15 protein-coding genes are annotated in these 14,400 nt (G+C 58.8%); 11 read left to right on the forward strand and 4 right to left on the reverse strand.

Annotation, left to right across the window (positions count from 1 at the left end):
* The first annotated feature begins 292 nt into the window (after positions 1–292).
* The gene (locus IB254_RS03210) at positions 293–910 is read left to right on the forward strand and encodes a dTMP kinase (protein ID WP_192416375.1); all 618 of its coding nucleotides are present in this window, start codon (positions 293–295) and stop codon (positions 908–910) included.
* A gap of 141 nt (positions 911–1,051) precedes the next feature.
* On the opposite strand, the gene IB254_RS03215 is transcribed toward IB254_RS03210, so the two are convergent.
* Both IB254_RS03215 and IB254_RS03220 read right to left on the reverse strand, forming a co-directional pair.
* Positions 1,052–1,552 (reverse strand): cupin domain-containing protein, encoded by a 501-nt coding sequence (locus IB254_RS03215; protein ID WP_192416376.1) that lies wholly within the window; start codon positions 1,550–1,552, stop codon positions 1,052–1,054.
* Positions 1,553–1,620: 68 nt separating this feature from the next.
* Positions 1,621–2,127: a transporter suffix domain-containing protein gene (locus IB254_RS03220; protein WP_192416377.1), complete on the reverse strand. Its 507-nt coding sequence runs from the start codon at positions 2,125–2,127 to the stop codon at positions 1,621–1,623.
* Between the two features lie 104 nt (positions 2,128–2,231).
* Here IB254_RS03220 and IB254_RS03225 point away from each other — a divergent pair, with 104 nt between their 5' ends.
* Genes IB254_RS03225 through IB254_RS03235 form a run of 3 tightly spaced genes read left to right on the forward strand, consistent with a single transcriptional unit; the run spans position 2,232 to position 5,900 of the window.
* Entirely contained in the window at positions 2,232–3,749 is a 1,518-nt protein-coding gene (locus IB254_RS03225) for an efflux transporter outer membrane subunit (protein ID WP_192416378.1), read from the forward strand.
* Entirely contained in the window at positions 3,746–4,885 is a 1,140-nt protein-coding gene (locus tag IB254_RS03230; protein WP_192227202.1) for an HlyD family secretion protein, read from the forward strand. Before IB254_RS03225 ends, IB254_RS03230 begins: the two co-directional genes overlap by 4 nt.
* Positions 4,875–5,900 carry a DUF2955 domain-containing protein gene (locus IB254_RS03235; RefSeq protein WP_192416379.1) on the forward strand — a complete coding sequence of 342 codons (1,026 nt, stop codon included), beginning with the start codon at positions 4,875–4,877 and terminating at the stop codon, positions 5,898–5,900. The genes IB254_RS03230 and IB254_RS03235 overlap by 11 nt, the downstream gene beginning before the upstream one ends.
* On the opposite strand, the gene IB254_RS03240 is transcribed toward IB254_RS03235, so the two are convergent.
* Positions 5,885–6,337 carry a YMGG-like glycine zipper-containing protein gene (locus IB254_RS03240; RefSeq protein ID WP_008026410.1) on the reverse strand — a complete coding sequence of 151 codons (453 nt, stop codon included), beginning with the start codon at positions 6,335–6,337 and terminating at the stop codon, positions 5,885–5,887. The genes IB254_RS03235 and IB254_RS03240 overlap by 16 nt on opposite strands.
* Before the next feature lie 275 nt (positions 6,338–6,612).
* On the opposite strand from IB254_RS03240, the gene IB254_RS03245 reads away from it, so the two are divergent.
* The 6 genes from IB254_RS03245 (at position 6,613) to IB254_RS03270 (ending at position 11,829) form a co-directional block, all read left to right on the forward strand.
* The gene (locus tag IB254_RS03245; protein ID WP_008026411.1) at positions 6,613–7,389 is read left to right on the forward strand and encodes an ABC transporter substrate-binding protein; all 777 of its coding nucleotides are present in this window, start codon (positions 6,613–6,615) and stop codon (positions 7,387–7,389) included.
* Positions 7,390–7,481: 92 nt separating this feature from the next.
* Positions 7,482–8,171, forward strand: a complete 690-nt coding sequence (locus IB254_RS03250) for an ABC transporter permease (protein ID WP_192416380.1) — start codon at positions 7,482–7,484, stop codon at positions 8,169–8,171.
* A 13-nt stretch (positions 8,172–8,184) separates the two neighbouring features.
* A complete protein-coding gene (locus IB254_RS03255) occupies positions 8,185–8,883 on the forward strand; it encodes an ABC transporter permease (protein ID WP_008026413.1) in 699 nt (232 codons plus the stop codon).
* A 9-nt stretch (positions 8,884–8,892) separates the two neighbouring features.
* Positions 8,893–10,005: a succinylglutamate desuccinylase/aspartoacylase family protein gene (locus IB254_RS03260; RefSeq protein ID WP_192416381.1), complete on the forward strand. Its 1,113-nt coding sequence runs from the start codon at positions 8,893–8,895 to the stop codon at positions 10,003–10,005.
* Between the two features lie 18 nt (positions 10,006–10,023).
* A complete protein-coding gene (locus tag IB254_RS03265; RefSeq protein WP_192416382.1) occupies positions 10,024–10,788 on the forward strand; it encodes an ABC transporter ATP-binding protein in 765 nt (254 codons plus the stop codon).
* Between the two features lie 120 nt (positions 10,789–10,908).
* Entirely contained in the window at positions 10,909–11,829 is a 921-nt protein-coding gene (locus IB254_RS03270) for a MurR/RpiR family transcriptional regulator (RefSeq protein ID WP_192416383.1), read from the forward strand.
* A gap of 12 nt (positions 11,830–11,841) precedes the next feature.
* On the opposite strand, the gene IB254_RS03275 is transcribed toward IB254_RS03270, so the two are convergent.
* The gene (locus IB254_RS03275; protein WP_192416384.1) at positions 11,842–12,762 is read right to left on the reverse strand and encodes a helix-turn-helix domain-containing protein; all 921 of its coding nucleotides are present in this window, start codon (positions 12,760–12,762) and stop codon (positions 11,842–11,844) included.
* A 161-nt stretch (positions 12,763–12,923) separates the two neighbouring features.
* Between IB254_RS03275 and IB254_RS03280 the strand changes: the two genes are divergently transcribed.
* Positions 12,924–14,282: a glutamine synthetase family protein gene (locus IB254_RS03280; protein ID WP_192416385.1), complete on the forward strand. Its 1,359-nt coding sequence runs from the start codon at positions 12,924–12,926 to the stop codon at positions 14,280–14,282.
* Positions 14,283–14,400: the final 118 nt, after the last annotated feature.

A 14,400-nucleotide genomic window follows, 5' to 3' on the forward strand; every position in this document is an offset into this window, starting at 1 on the left:
TACTGATCTACGGTTGTGAAGTGTTTCAAAAAAGTAACGCTTTGTTGACGCTTGCGCAGATTGCGAGCATCGATGGGAATTCCTCATCAGCTATCCGGTTTAAATTATGGGAATGACCGATGTTCATAAGCGGCTGGCCCCCTGGATTCTGAGACCCGTTAGCCGGAAACCGGGTTAAAGTGTTCATCAATCTCTGTTCATAAGAACCCTCCACTCGATTTGCGTAGTCGCGCCAAGCGGTTCCAGCGAACGAACCGGGCCAAAAAACCGTATATCAATCGTTATGTGAAGAATGAATCGTTCGCTATTTGTTTCTCTAGATGGGCCCAAGGGAACCGGCAAAACCACACTGTTGGAGGCCGTTACGAAAGTTCTGAGGGCAGACAACAAGAAGGTGATCCGACTTTGCGAGAAAAAAAGCGATCCCTTTAGGGGGGAAACAATGGCCCTCGTTAACAAGCTCGCCAGAAATCCCACCCGGGATTTGGAGTTGGTGGTTTGTGAGCGCTTTGCTGATAGCCGTAACTGGATTTCCCGGCACGTGCTGACTAAACAGCCACCAGGCAGCATCATCTTGATCGATCGCTGGTATCCGTCTGAAGCCGCGTTTCGCCGGACAGTCCCGTTCGCAGAGATTCTACAGTTGAACATTGATCGAAACGTGCGAGTGCCAGACCTGCATGTCGGAGTTGTCACCGCGCCTGAAATTTCATGGGCGAGAGCAGCGGCACGACAGCGTGGGCTGAGCAGTACTGTGATCCATAAGCTGGAAGAACATGTCGCTTGTACCAAATCGTTCGAGCGAGCAATTGCAGATCACGGCTGGGTTTTATGCCGTAACGAAGGAACGATCGAAGACGCAACGATGCAGGTAGTTTCTGAGATCTATAGAGTCCTTCGATGCCCGTAGGCGAAGTTCGCTGAGAGGCCCTTGGAAGAAGTTCCACCCAGACACATCATTTAACATAATATACATTACACGCAACAATGTGTTTCGAGATCAGCCCGGTTGTTGCACGCAGATTTTGAAGCACTGATTCCCCCTCAATCCTCAATCTCTCGTCAGTTGCTCAATCAACCCTCCATGCTCTGGAAATTCCTCACTGAGCTTTTTCCTGTCGCCCATTTCCATGTCCGCAAAATGAAACTCTGGTGTTACGGCTTCACTGATCAAACCGAATCCCGACGATCCCTTCATCAACCGCGAAGCTTTCCAGATGCCGCCTGGTACATGCAGCTGCAAACATTCTCCGGCCAAAACGTCGCTGCCCATCACGACAGTTTTTAATGTGCCGTCCGGGAAAATCAGGCTGTACTCAATGGCGTCGCCCAGGTGGTAGTAATGCATGATGTCGGATCGGTTCAGGTGAAACTGGCCGACGGGCGAATCTGTGGTCAACAGGTAATAGATGGAGCTCATCGTGTAACGTGGACCACCAATCGTCTCGACCAAAGGCTGTTGATCAGCCTGATAAGTTCTTCGGTAGTAACCACCCTCGACATGCGGTTCAAGGTTAAGTGCTGTCACGAGTGCTTCACTGTTTAGCTGCAATGGCTGCTCCGAATGCCGTGATGGCAAATAGCTATACTAAATAGCCCTTTAGTTAAGTTAATAAATAATCACACTGCAGTGGTGTTCACCACTCGCGCGGTTCGAATGAACAATGCGCGCACTTTTTCCCAGAAGTTTCCCCCCAGTACAAAAAAGCTGCCGATCAACATCAAGTCGCCCAACGCCTGGAGCTGCCAGATGTTTGGCCTGAGTCCAGGCCAGATACTGTCGACATAGGGTTCCAGAAATGCCGAAATCAGCGGCAGACAAAACATCACGACACCGATCCAATGACGCCATGGCCCAACTTCGGTGTCTGTTGCTGGTGCCAGTTTAGACACGTAGCCAAATACAGTGCTTTTAAGCTGCTGAAACCCCGCCTTGCCCATGACAGCAATGACGATAATCAACAGCACTTTGTTACTGATAAACAGGACGCCGGTCAGCGCGGCGATCTTGGAACCCGGCATGTCGGTTGCCGCCATGATCGGCACCAACAGCCAGGAGCCGAGCATCAGACAAATGATCGCGATGCCCAGTTTGAATCGCCATCCAGCGGTATGGGGTGCATTCATGGCTGTCGTACCTGTTAAAAGGGTCAGATGTTTGGACAGCTTAGCAGTCAGTTGATCATTTGGACGTCTATGCTCCTGTGAACTTCCTTGGCTGGAAAACATGCATGCATCTGACGCGATCGGGCCAACTGTTGCTGCTGGGTGTGCTCGGCTTGAGTGGCTGCGTACGTCTGGGGCCGGATTTTCAGTCGCCGAAGCCCGCGTGGATCGAGCACTGGAGCTCCCCTGCCCTTGAACAATCCAGTCAACGCAGCCTGAGCCCGGATTTGCGTCAGTGGTGGCAAGTCTTCGGCGATCCCGTCCTCGATCGTCTGATTGCCGAAGCTGATACGAACAATTCGGATCTGAAAATCGCCGGTCTGCGGGTCATGGAAGCTCGTGCGCAACTGGGGATTGCCCAGAGCGGACGCTATCCGCAACTGCAGCAAGCCAGCGCCGACAGTCTGTACTTCAACCGCCGACAATCCGGCGGGAACAATCCTCAGGACAGTCATTTCTGGCAGCACAGTGCCGGGTTCGACATTGGCTGGGAGCTGGACTTCTGGGGGCGTTTCAGCCGAGCGATCGAGTCGGCCGATGCCAGTTACTTCGCCGCCCATGCCAACTATGAAGACGTACTCGTGCTGCTGCGCGCGCAGCTGGCGGATACGTACTTCTTGTTGCGCACAACCGAGGCACGCTTGCGGGTTGCAAGGGAAAACGCCAAACAGCAAAAGCGTAACTTCGAGATCACCGAAAAGCTGTTCAACAGCGGCCAACAAGCCGAACTCGACTTGCAGCAAGCCAGGACACAATACCTGGGCACCCTGAGCACCATCCCCAGCTTCGAGGATCAGTTGCTGCGCACACGCAATGCGTTGGCGGTGTTGATTGGCCAGCCGCCCGGTGCGCTACCGCAACTCATCGACAATGAAGGACTGATCCCGCTGGTCGACCGCGCCGTGCTGCAGGACGTCCCGGCCAATTTGCTGCTGCGACGCCCCGATGTGCGCGCCGCTGAACTGAATGTCGCGGCCCAGTCGGCCTTGATCGGTGTGGCCGAAAGCGATTTCTACCCGTCGCTGACCTTATTGGGCAGCATCGTCTGGTCGGCCGACACGCTCAATGGCACCTCGAGAAGTCTGGACCTGATCGGTGGCCCCAGCCTGCGCTGGAACCTGTTCGACCATGGCCAGATCAGCAACAACGTGCGCGTGCAGGATGCGCGGTTGCAGCAGTTGATCGAGGCTTACCGCGACAAGGTTCGCCAAGCGGCTCGCGAGGCAGATGACGCCGCCAATGGGCTGATCAAATCCCTGGAGCGCGAAAGCATCCTGCGTGAGGCTGAAGTCGCCGCCAAACGTTCGTTGGTGCTGGCGAGCGCCCAGTATCGCGAAGGCTATTCCGACTTTCAGCGGGTGCTGGACGCGCAACGCGCATTGCTGGAGCAACAGGACAATTACCTGGTCAGCCGCAGCAATGCCGTGAGCAATGTGATCGCGCTGTATAAGGCGCTGGGCGGCGGTTGGTACAGCGCCCAGCCGATCGTTGATCCGGCCACCCGCCAGGACATGAAAAAACGCACGGACTGGGGCGATTTACTGGATGAGCCCGCAGCCGCCAAAAAAGGTAACGGACCATGAGTGATGCCGCGCAACCCTCCCCTGAGGCGCCCTCCTCCAAGGCGCCGGAACCGCCTGCCGACCCGGCGAAAAAAGGGCTCAAGTGGGTGCTGCTATTGATCCTCCTGAGCCTGGCCTGGTATCTGTTGGCCGACCGATACACGCCTTATACGCAACAGGCTCGGGTCGGTGCCTTTGTCATTCCGGTGGCCGCGGAAGTGGCCGGTCGGGTCATTCGCGTCAACGTGCGCAACAATCAGGACGTGAAGGCGGGAGACGTGCTGTTCGAGGTTGATCCTCAGCCTTATCAGATTGCCGTCGACCGTGCGCGCGCAGACCTTGAGTCGACACGTCGCCAGATTGGCGCCAGTACCGCCGGCATTGCCTCGGCCCAGGCCAATTTGCGCGCCGCGCAAGCCAACGAACTCAAGGCTCGCCAGGACAATCAGCGCCTTGAAGGTTTGTACCGCGATGACCCCGGGACCATTTCCGTGCGCCTGCTCGAAGTGTCGCGGGCCAACCGCGAACAAGCGGTCAGCCAGGTCGCCGCTGCGCGTGCCGAAGTCCAGCGCGCGCGTGAGCAAGAAGGTGGCAGTGAGGAAGAGAACGCCTTGCTGCGCAGCGCCGCCACCGCGTTGTCGAAAGCCGAACTGGATCTGGCCAATACGCAGATTCGTGCGCGTTCGGCCGGTTTGATCACCGACCTGCGCACTGACGCCGGGCAGTTCGCTGCCGTTGGCACTCCGGTGATGACGCTGATCGCGATCCACGATGTCTGGATCAGCGCGGACATGACCGAAAACAACCTCGGTCGGGTCAGGGTCGATACGCCGGTGGCAATCGTTCTGGATGCGCTGCCGGGCGAGGTGTTTGACGGGCGCGTGCGCAGTGTCGGTTACGGCGTCAGTGTCGGTCAGACGCCGCCACCCGGTACGTTGCCCACTGTGCAGAACAGCCGTGACTGGCTGCGCCCGGCCCAACGTTTTCCGGTGATCATCGAGTTTTCCGAAGACTCGATGGCCAAACTGCAAGACAGTCGGGCCATTCGTACCGGCGGTCAGGCTGAAGTCATGGCGTTCCCCACCGAGGGCAATCCGTTGAATCCACTCGGCCGCTTGTTTGTGGGCCTGATGAGCTGGCTGTCGTATGCCTACTGAGCGCACGCCCCGGGAGCAACGCGCATTGCGCCTGGCCAGCGGCACCGCGATGTGCCTGGCGGCCAGTTTCGGTTTGGGATTGCCGATTCCATTCATTGCTCCGGTGCTGGCGCTGTTGCTGCTCGCCAGCGTCAATCGTCCGCTGCCGTTTAAGGCTGGACTGGCGCTCGCGCTGATCGCAATGTTGACCACCGGTGTCGGCCTGTTGCTGATTCCGATCCTGCGTTATTACCCGGTCAGCGGCGTACTGTTGATCGGCGTATGCCTGTTTCTGGTGTTTCGTTTTGGACTGCGCGGCGGCAACAATTTGATCGTCACTTTTCTGGTGATCGGCCTGACCATGATTTCCTCGGCCGGCGTTGCCGAGTTCGACCTCGCGGCGACGGTCATCGGGGCGCTGGTCAAAGGATTACTGCTGGCCGTGATGGTGGTCGGGCTGAGTCATTGGCTGTTTCCTGAACCTGCCAACGCACCGTCACCGCCAGTCGCGCCGCCGATGCCGGCCGAAGAAGTCAGTCGCGTGGCGCTGCGTGCAACCCTGATTGTGCTGCCGGCGTTTTTACTGGCATTGATCGATCCGGCAAGCTATCTGCCGATCATCCTGAAGGCGGTCGGCCTGGGTCAGCAGAGTTCCACCACAGCCCGCAACGCCGGTCGCGAACTGGTCGGTTCGACCCTGCTCGCCGGTGTGCTGGCGGTGCTGTTCTGGAGTGCACTCAGCCTGTTTGTGCACCTCTGGATGTTTTTTCTGTGGATGCTGCTGTTCGGTCTGATCATTGCGCGCAAGCTCTACGCGCTGAGCCCTACCCGCTTGAGCCCTGGGTTCTGGCTCAACAGCCTGATCACGATGATCATTCTGCTGGGCCAGTCGGTGCAGGACAGCATCGCAGGCAAGGACGTCTACACCGCGTTCGCCGTGCGCATGGGACTGTTCATTCTGGTGACGCTGTATGCCTGCCTGATGGTGTATCTGCTGGATCAGCGGCCGCCAGAACACGCTCAGGGATTGACCTGATACCCCTTACCTTGCAGGCAGCTGGTATAGGCCGTCGAGCTGGTCGAAGCGGCGGTTTTCTGCTGCGCCCGGCGCTCCTGGCGTTGACGCGAGCCACCGACCACCGCGCCTGCCGCTGCCGTCTCTTTGGCGCGATTCTGCCGATAATCCTGCTTTACATCGTCATCGACGCGGTCATAAAACTCGTCGTGCTGGCGCCCGCGAACCTGAGCTCCAGCGGCTCCTGCAGCGGCACCGACCGCCGCGCCTTTCAGGCGGCCACCGGATGTTGGCTGCGTCGATGAACTCTGACTGGCGGCCACGTTGTGGCACTCATTGATGTCCAGCTGTGTCTGTTGCGAGTTCTGCCCTTTCATCGGCACAACCGTTTCTGCCCGACTCTGAGTAGCGACAACCGACAGCGCGAGACACAGGCCAATGCAAGACAACCTGTTCATGAAAACCTCCTGGCATTTTTCTCAGCCATCAAGAGTGTAGATCACCCCCGCTCCCCCTCCTCCGACGGGTGACTGACGGCCCTCACTACACACCGGTTTCGGGTCATGCACATCGAGAATTTGTGCGTCTCGTATTGATATGTTTATTTTCATACGGTTGCAATATGAAATAAAACGTGTCAATTATAGCTGCACACATTTCAGGGACTGCGACATCGCCAGATCGGACGGCTTCTATCCGGACCACCCAAACGCCCCTTCAAGGAGTCAACAAAATGAACAAAAGAGCACTTCTAGGCGCCATGGCACTGTGCGCAACAAGCTTCCTGGCGCATGCCGACGAAGACAGCCTGCGTATCGGTATCGAAGCCGCTTACCCTCCCTTCTCCTTCAAGACACCGGAGGGCAACGTCAGCGGTTTCGACTACGACATCGGCAATGCCCTGTGCGAAGAAATGAAGATCAAATGCGAGTGGGTCATCCAGGAGTTCGACGGCATGATCCCGTCACTCAAAGTGCGCAAGATCGACGCTGTGCTGTCGTCGATGTCGATTACCGAGGACCGGATGAAGTCGGTCGACTTCAGCAAAAAGTACTACCACACGCCGGGCAAGTTCGCGATGAAGGCCGGCAACGTGATCAACGACCCGCTGATTGATCTCAAAGGCAAGAAAGTCGGCGTGCAACGCGCCTCGACTTACGACCGTTTCGCCACCGAACAACTGGCGGAACGCGGGATCGAGGTGGTGCGCTATTCCTCGCAGAATGAGGCGTTCCTCGACTTGGCGTCGGGCCGTCTGGACGCGACGCTGGCCGACATCGTCAACACCAACGAAAGCTTTATCAAAACCGCGGCGGGCAAAGATTTCGCCCTGGTGGGGCCGGACATCAACGACCCGAAATACTTCGGTCGGGGCGCCGGGATCGCGGTGCGTAAAGGTGACAGTGCCAACGTTGCCCGCCTGAGTGCCGCCATTGACGCCATCCGCGAAAATGGCAAGTACCAGCAAGTGATGAGCAAGTACTTCGCGTTCGATATCTACGGCGAATAAGCCTTCACCCGCCACTCTGGCGCCGGCCCCCGGGCAGGCGTCGCTTTGGGCTTGTTTGCGCGCCTCACCGCGCTCGCTTGAGGAACTTCATCATGCTTCACGGCTACGGATCGAGCATTCTCGATGGCGCCTGGCTGACCGTTAACCTGGCCCTGACTTCCATGGCCATGGCGATAGCATTGGGTCTGCTGGGAGCGGCCTTTCGTTTGTCGCCACTGAAATGGCTGGCGATGCTGGGCGAAAGTTATACCACCCTGATTCGGGGCATTCCCGACCTGGTGTTGATCCTGCTGATTTTCTACGGCGGCCAGGATCTGGTGAACCGCGTCGCACTTGCGCTCGGTTACACCCGCTATATCGATATCAATCCCTTTATCGCCGGTGTCTGCACCATGGGGTTCATTTTTGGTGCCTACCTGTCGGAAACCTTTCGCGGCGCCTTTATGGCGATCCCTAAAGGCCAGGCCGAGGCTGGTGCCGCTTATGGCATGAGGGGCGCGCAGGTGTTCTGGCGAATTCTGGTGCCGCAGATGATTCGTTTCGCCCTTCCCGGCTTCACCAACAACTGGCTGGTGCTGACCAAATCCACCGCGCTGATATCGGTCATCGGCTTGCAGGACATGATGTTCAAAGCCAAGAACGCTGCGGACGCCACCCACCAGCCATTTACCTTTTTTCTCGCGGTAGCGGCGCTTTATCTGATGCTGACCAGCCTGTCATTGCTGGTGCTGCGCTATCTCGAAAAACGCTACTCGGTCGGCATCAAAGCCGCCGAACTGTGATGGGGAGCAACCAATGATGCTCGACTACAACCTGATCTGGGAAAACCTGCCGCTGTATTTCAACGGCATCCTGGTGACGCTGAAAGTGCTGCTGATTTCCCTGGCCTTCGGCCTGGTCCTGGCCGTTCCGCTGGCGTTGATGCGGGTGTCTCGGTCGCCGCTGATCAACTTTCCGGCCTGGCTTTACACCTACGTGATCCGCGGCACGCCCATGCTGGTGCAGTTGTTCCTGATCTATTACGGCCTGGCGCAATTCGAGTCGGTACGCCAAAGCGCGCTCTGGCCCTACCTGTCCAGTGCCACCTTTTGCGCATGCCTGGCCTTCGCGATCAACACCAGTGCCTACAGCGCGGAGTTGCTGGCCGGCAGTTTGAAGGCCACGGCACATGGCGAGATCGAAGCGGCCAAAGCCATGGGCATGTCGCGCGTGACCTTGTACCGCCGCATTCTGCTGCCGTCGGCCTTGCGCCGGGCGCTGCCGCAGTACAGCAACGAAGTGCTGATGATGCTGCAAACCACCAGCCTGGCGTCGATCGTCACGCTGGTGGATATCACCGGGGCCGCGCGAACAGTCAGTTCGCGGTTCTACCTGCCGTTCGAGGCGTTCATCACTGCCGGCCTTATCTACCTGGCCCTGACCTTCATTCTGGTTCGTCTGTTCAAGTTGGCCGAGCGCCGCTGGCTGGCGTACCTGGCACCGCGCAAGCATTAAGGAGCTGTTATGGAGCACATTGAATACCTGTTGCCGTGGAGTGCTTCGGGCACCGAGCGGCGCCTGTCACTGTTTCGCTTTGGCAGCGGGCCGCGCAAGGCTTACATCCAGGCCTCCCTGCATGCCGACGAGTTGCCGGGGATGCGCGTGGCGGTGGAACTCAAACGTCGTCTGCGAGTGCTGGAAGAGCAAGGTCGCCTGAACGGGGTCGTCGAGTTGGTGCCGATGTCCAATCCCATCGGCATCGCCCAGATGTTCCAGGCGACCCATCAAGGTCGCTTCGAGTTCTCCAGCGGCAAGAATTTCAATCGTGATTTCCCGGAGTTGACTGAAGCCGTGGCCGCATTGGTGAAAGGCCAACTGGGCGCCGACGCCGACGTCAACACCGCGCTGATCCGTCGCGCCATGGCCGATGTCCTCGCCGACATACCACCAGCCACTTCGGAACTCGATGGCCTGCGTCGCCTGCTGTTGCGGCATGCGTGTGATGCCGACGTGGTGCTGGACCTGCACTGCGACTTCGAATCAATCATGCTGCTTTATGCCATGCCGCAACACTGGCCACGCTTGCGCTCATTGGCCGCGCGCCTGGGCGCCGGTGCCGCCCTGCTGGCCGAAGATGCTGGCGGCAGCGCCTTCGATGAAGCCTGTGCGATCCCTTGGTTACGCCTGGCCGAGCTGTTTCCCGAAGCGGCTATCCCGATGGCGTGCGTGGCCACGACCATCGAATTGCGTGGCATGGCCGACACCGAGCGCGAGCAATGTGTCGACAGCGCCGAGGCCATTCTTGGCTATCTCGCCGAACAAGGGCTGATCAGCGGTGACTGGCCCCAAGCCCCGATATCCGCTTGTGAAGCAACGCCATTCGCCGGGACGCAATACGCCTACGCGCCGCACCCTGGTGTGGTGAGTTTCCTGCAACCGCTGGGCGCCCGGGTCAAGGTTGGCGACCCACTGTTTGAAGTGCTTGATCCGCTGAACGATCGCCACAGCATCGTGCGCGCCAGCACCGACGGCATCCTTTATGCCCGCGAACGTCTGCGTTTTGCCCAACCCGGTTTGTGGCTGGCCAAAGTCGCCGGCACCCGCCTGATTCGCCAGGGCCGCTTACTCAGCGACTGATCCCAGAGAGTTGAAACCATGTACAAACTTGAAATCCAGAACCTGCACAAAAGCTACGGCACTCACGAAGTGCTCAAGGGCGTATCCCTGGAAGCGAAAGCGGGCGACGTCATCAGCATCATCGGTTCCAGCGGCTCAGGCAAAAGCACCTTCCTGCGCTGCATCAACCTGCTGGAACAGCCGAACGCGGGCAATATCGTGCTCAATGGCGAGCAGCTCAAACTGGTGAACAACAAACTCGGTGGCCTGAAGGCTGCCGAACCCCGGCAGTTGCAGCGCATGCGTTCGCGACTGTCGATGGTGTTTCAGCACTTCAATCTCTGGTCGCACATGAGTGCCCTTGAAAACGTCATGGAAGCCCCGGTGCATGTGCAGGGAATGGGCAAGAAAGAAGCGCGGGAAAAGGCCGAGCATTACTTGAACAAAGTCGGCGTGGCGCACCGCATGAACGCGTGGCCGGCGCATATGTCGGGTGGCGAGCAGCAGCGCGTGGCGATCGCACGTGCGTTGGCCATGGAACCGGAAGTGATGCTGTTTGATGAACCGACGTCGGCACTCGACCCCGAGCTGGTCGGCGAAGTGCTGAAGGTCATGCAGGACCTCGCTCAGGAAGGACGCACCATGGTGGTGGTGACCCACGAAATGGGTTTTGCCCGGGAAGTCTCCAATCAACTGGTGTTCCTGCATAAGGGCTTGGTCGAGGAGCGCGGTGATCCGCGTGAGGTGCTGGTAAAACCACAGTCCGAACGGCTGCAGCAGTTTTTGGCCGGCAGCTTGAAGTAATCCGCGCGTTTGCGTCACCGACCCTCGCCCTTGTGCTGCACGTCGAGGGTCGGCTTCGGATACACTCGCGCCAACCTCATGCCAGGCCTTCTCTAATTCTCAGGAAATGTTGAGCCGGATATGCCGACCCCATCGAAAGACACCACGGTCTATGCCGCGCCGGTCATGCGCAAACTGGCGGAAACCGTTTCCGAATTGCCGCCGTCACTGCGCAAGGTGGCCGACTTCATTCTGCGCCACCCGCTGAAGGCGGCGACGCTGACCATTGAAGAGATGGCTCACGTCACGTCCACCTCACCCGCAGCGGTAAACCGCCTGGCCAAAGCCCTGAACCTCGGCGGCTACACCGGCATGAAGGCCGAGCTGGTGGCGACGTTGCAGCAAATGGTCTCGCCCGTCGACAAGCTGCGCAACGAACTGGCGCATCGCCCCGACGGCGCGTTTGGGCTGCAGGAACAAATCCAGAGCGCCACCAGTAACCTGGCGACGGCGGCGAACAACAACCATGAAGACACGTTTGAAGCGTTCGTCACCAGCCTGATCAACGCACGCAAAATCTACATTCTGGGGTTTGGCAACAGCGTCTACTTTGCCGGCCTCGCCGCCTCGACGCTGATGCCGTTCTGTGCGGACGCCACCGCTATCAGCATGGAGGGTGGTAACGAAAACGCCGCTTACCGTCTGGCCGCGATTACCGACCAGGACGTCCTGCTGGCGATTGCCCTGCCGCGTTACTCGCTCGACACCCTGCAACTCGCCCGTTTCGCCCATGAACGCGGGGCCAAGGTGCTGGCAATCACCGATTCGCCTGCATCGCCGCTGACCAGCGTTGCCGATCACGTTCTGTTCGCCCCGGCTGATCACCCGGTCATGACCAGTTCCAACATCGCCGTACTTGCCTTGATCGAAGGGTTGGTCGCTGGGGTGATGGCGCGCAACAAGGAAGCCGTCAAACTGGCGACCGAGTTGACCGAAAGCGTCATGGCTTACCTGCACATCCCCGGCAGCACCAAATCGCCCAAAGCAACCAAGCCACGCTGAGCAGTGTTCGGCTCAGCGGCTTGATGCCCGGCCGGTTTTACGCGCGAGGGTCTGACTGGGAAGCTCTTTGAACAACGCTCGGTAGCTGCTGGAAAACCGCCCCAAATGCCAGAACGACCACTGCATCGCCACTTCGGCCACGGTGGTTTCCAAGGGCGAGCGATTCAGCAGTTCGCGGTGGGCGCTGTTGAGTCGGCGCAGACGCAGCCAATGGGTCGGCGTCATGCCGGTGTACGCCTTGAACGCGTGCTGCAACTGACGCAATGACACCCCGGCAACCCGGGAAAGCTCCAGCAGGTTCAGGGTTTCTTCCGGGGAATCGGCCGCCCATTCACCAATGCGCTTCATCACCGCCCGCTCATCAGCGCGGCGCTGCAAACCGCCGCGATCCAGGCAAACCGAGGCGTTGTCGAGGATGTACAGACAGTCTTCCAGCAACTGCTGGGTCAAGGCCTCTTTGCTCGGCGGATCGAGGGTTTGCGCCAACCGGGTCAAAGTCCCGCTCAGCCAGCGACTGAACAGCGCGTTCTGCCCCGAATTCAGCGGCGCCATGAACAGCCCTTCGAGCCTGGCGACATTCAGACCGTGACGCTGAACGAACTCCGGCCCGAACACCACGGCGATTTCCTGGTAGTTCTCCGGCGTGATCCAGATGTTGCGGCTTTCTTCATTCAGCACGTACAGCGCGTTGTCACTGCGATCGAAACAGAACGCCAGTGCACCCTCGGGTGCGCTGAAATTCTGCTCGACCCGGGTGTTCATGTGTTCTTCGTAAATCTCTACGCCCTGCAGGTCGAGGTAACGCACCCGCCCGGCGAAATGCCCCGGCGACATCTGCTGGTAATGCTGGACCCAACCGGGTGTGGCGCGGATTTGCTCGGCGACATCGGCGGTATCGAACGCTTGGACCTGTAATGGATTGCACGCTGTCATGGGTGACCTTACGCACTCGTTTGGTGCGTTTTGGTGCTGCTGAAAGTGGATAGATGGAACGTCAAGGCTCGCCCAAGATAGTCGTCAACGCGTCCCAGGGGAAGTGTGTGGCGGATGAAACCACCCTCCCCGGCGTTAATAAAACCAATAACGAGGTCTTTATGAATGTCCCTTTCGATCAGCTGCTCACGTGGCTGAAAGATCACAAGATTACCGAAGTCGAGTGTGTCGTCAGCGACCTGACCGGCATTGCACGCGGCAAAATTGCGCCCACCAACAAGTTCCTGCATGAGCGAGGCATGCGCCTGCCGGAAAGTGTGCTGTTGCAAACGGTAACCGGGGACTTTGTCGACGACGACATTTACTACGACCTGCTCGACCCGGCCGACATCGACATGGTGTGCAAGCCGGTTTCCGATGCGGTGTACGTGATCCCGTGGGCAATCGAGCCCACCGCAATCGTGATCCACGACACCTTCGACAAGTTCGGCAACCCGATCGAACTGTCGCCGCGCAACGTGCTGAAGAAAGTCTTGCAGTTGTACACCGACAAAGGCTGGAAGCCGATTGTCGCGCCGGAAATGGAGTTTTACCTGACCCAGCGCTGCGAAGACCCGGACTTGCCGCTCAAGGCGCCGATGGGCCGTTCGGGCCGTGCGGAAAGTGGGCGTCAGTCGTTTTCCATCGACGCCGCCAACGAATTCGACCCGCTGTTTGAAGACGTCTACGACTGGTGCGAATTACAGGGCCTGGACCTCGACACGCTGATCCACGAAGACGGCCCGGCGCAGATGGAAATCAACTTCCGTCATGGCGACGCGCTGGACCTGGCCGACCAGATCACCGTGTTCAAACGCACCATGCGCGAGGCAGCGCTCAAGCACAATGTTGCGGCGACGTTCATGGCCAAGCCGATTGGCGACGAGCCGGGCAGCGCCATGCACATTCACCAGAGCGTGGTGGACATCGCCACCGGCCAGCCGATCTTCGCCAATGCCGACGGGCAGATGAGCGAGCTGTTCCGGCATTACATCGGCGGCCTGCAGAAATACATCCCCAAAGTGCTGCCGATGTTTGCGCCCAACGTGAACTCGTTCCGCCGTTTCCTTCCGGACACCTCGGCACCGGTAAACGTCGAATGGGGCGAAGAAAACCGCACCGTGGGCCTGCGTGTGCCGACCTCCAGCCCTGAGGCGATGCGCGTGGAAAACCGCTTGCCCGGCGCCGATGCCAACCCGTATCTGGCCATCGCCGCCAGCCTGCTGTGCGGTTACCTCGGCATGGTCGAGCGCATCGATCCGAGCGCTGCGGTACAGGGCCGGGCCTACGAACGACGCAACCTGCGCCTGCCAATCACCATCGAAGACGCGCTGACGCAGATGGAAGAATGCGAAACCATCGAGCGTTATCTGGGCAGCAAGTTTGTCCGCGGTTATGTCGCGGTCAAGCGAGCGGAACACGAGAACTTCAAGCGCGTGATCAGCTCCTGGGAGCGGGAGTTTTTGCTTCTTAGTGTCTGAAAACCACACGTCATATGAGATCACGTTTCCTTTGTAGGAGCCGGCTTGCTGGCGATGGCGGTGTATCAATCAACATTGATGGCGCCTGACACACCGCCATCGCCAGCAAGCCGGCTCC

The organism is Pseudomonas sp. PDM03, assembly GCF_014852385.1.
GTDB classification, from domain to species: Bacteria; Pseudomonadota; Gammaproteobacteria; order Pseudomonadales; family Pseudomonadaceae; genus Aquipseudomonas; species Aquipseudomonas migulae.

What these genes read in the sequence shown, in the direction of transcription:
- IB254_RS03280 (WP_192416385.1), top strand. Translation starts at nt 12,924, where the DNA reads ATGAATGTCCCTTTCGATCAGCTGCTCACGTGGCTGAAAGATCACAAG.
- IB254_RS03250 (WP_192416380.1), top strand. Translation starts at nt 7,482, where the DNA reads ATGCTTCACGGCTACGGATCGAGCATTCTCGATGGCGCCTGGCTGACC.
- IB254_RS03255 (WP_008026413.1), top strand. Translation starts at nt 8,185, where the DNA reads ATGATGCTCGACTACAACCTGATCTGGGAAAACCTGCCGCTGTATTTC.
- IB254_RS03225 (WP_192416378.1), top strand. Translation starts at nt 2,232, where the DNA reads ATGCATCTGACGCGATCGGGCCAACTGTTGCTGCTGGGTGTGCTCGGC.
- IB254_RS03210 (WP_192416375.1), top strand. Translation starts at nt 293, where the DNA reads ATGAATCGTTCGCTATTTGTTTCTCTAGATGGGCCCAAGGGAACCGGC.
- IB254_RS03220 (WP_192416377.1), bottom strand. Translation starts at nt 2,127, where the DNA reads ATGAATGCACCCCATACCGCTGGATGGCGATTCAAACTGGGCATCGCG.
- IB254_RS03240 (WP_008026410.1), bottom strand. Translation starts at nt 6,337, where the DNA reads ATGAACAGGTTGTCTTGCATTGGCCTGTGTCTCGCGCTGTCGGTTGTC.
- IB254_RS03270 (WP_192416383.1), top strand. Translation starts at nt 10,909, where the DNA reads ATGCCGACCCCATCGAAAGACACCACGGTCTATGCCGCGCCGGTCATG.
- IB254_RS03265 (WP_192416382.1), top strand. Translation starts at nt 10,024, where the DNA reads ATGTACAAACTTGAAATCCAGAACCTGCACAAAAGCTACGGCACTCAC.
- IB254_RS03245 (WP_008026411.1), top strand. Translation starts at nt 6,613, where the DNA reads ATGAACAAAAGAGCACTTCTAGGCGCCATGGCACTGTGCGCAACAAGC.
- IB254_RS03235 (WP_192416379.1), top strand. Translation starts at nt 4,875, where the DNA reads ATGCCTACTGAGCGCACGCCCCGGGAGCAACGCGCATTGCGCCTGGCC.
- IB254_RS03230 (WP_192227202.1), top strand. Translation starts at nt 3,746, where the DNA reads ATGAGTGATGCCGCGCAACCCTCCCCTGAGGCGCCCTCCTCCAAGGCG.
- IB254_RS03275 (WP_192416384.1), bottom strand. Translation starts at nt 12,762, where the DNA reads ATGACAGCGTGCAATCCATTACAGGTCCAAGCGTTCGATACCGCCGAT.
- IB254_RS03260 (WP_192416381.1), top strand. Translation starts at nt 8,893, where the DNA reads ATGGAGCACATTGAATACCTGTTGCCGTGGAGTGCTTCGGGCACCGAG.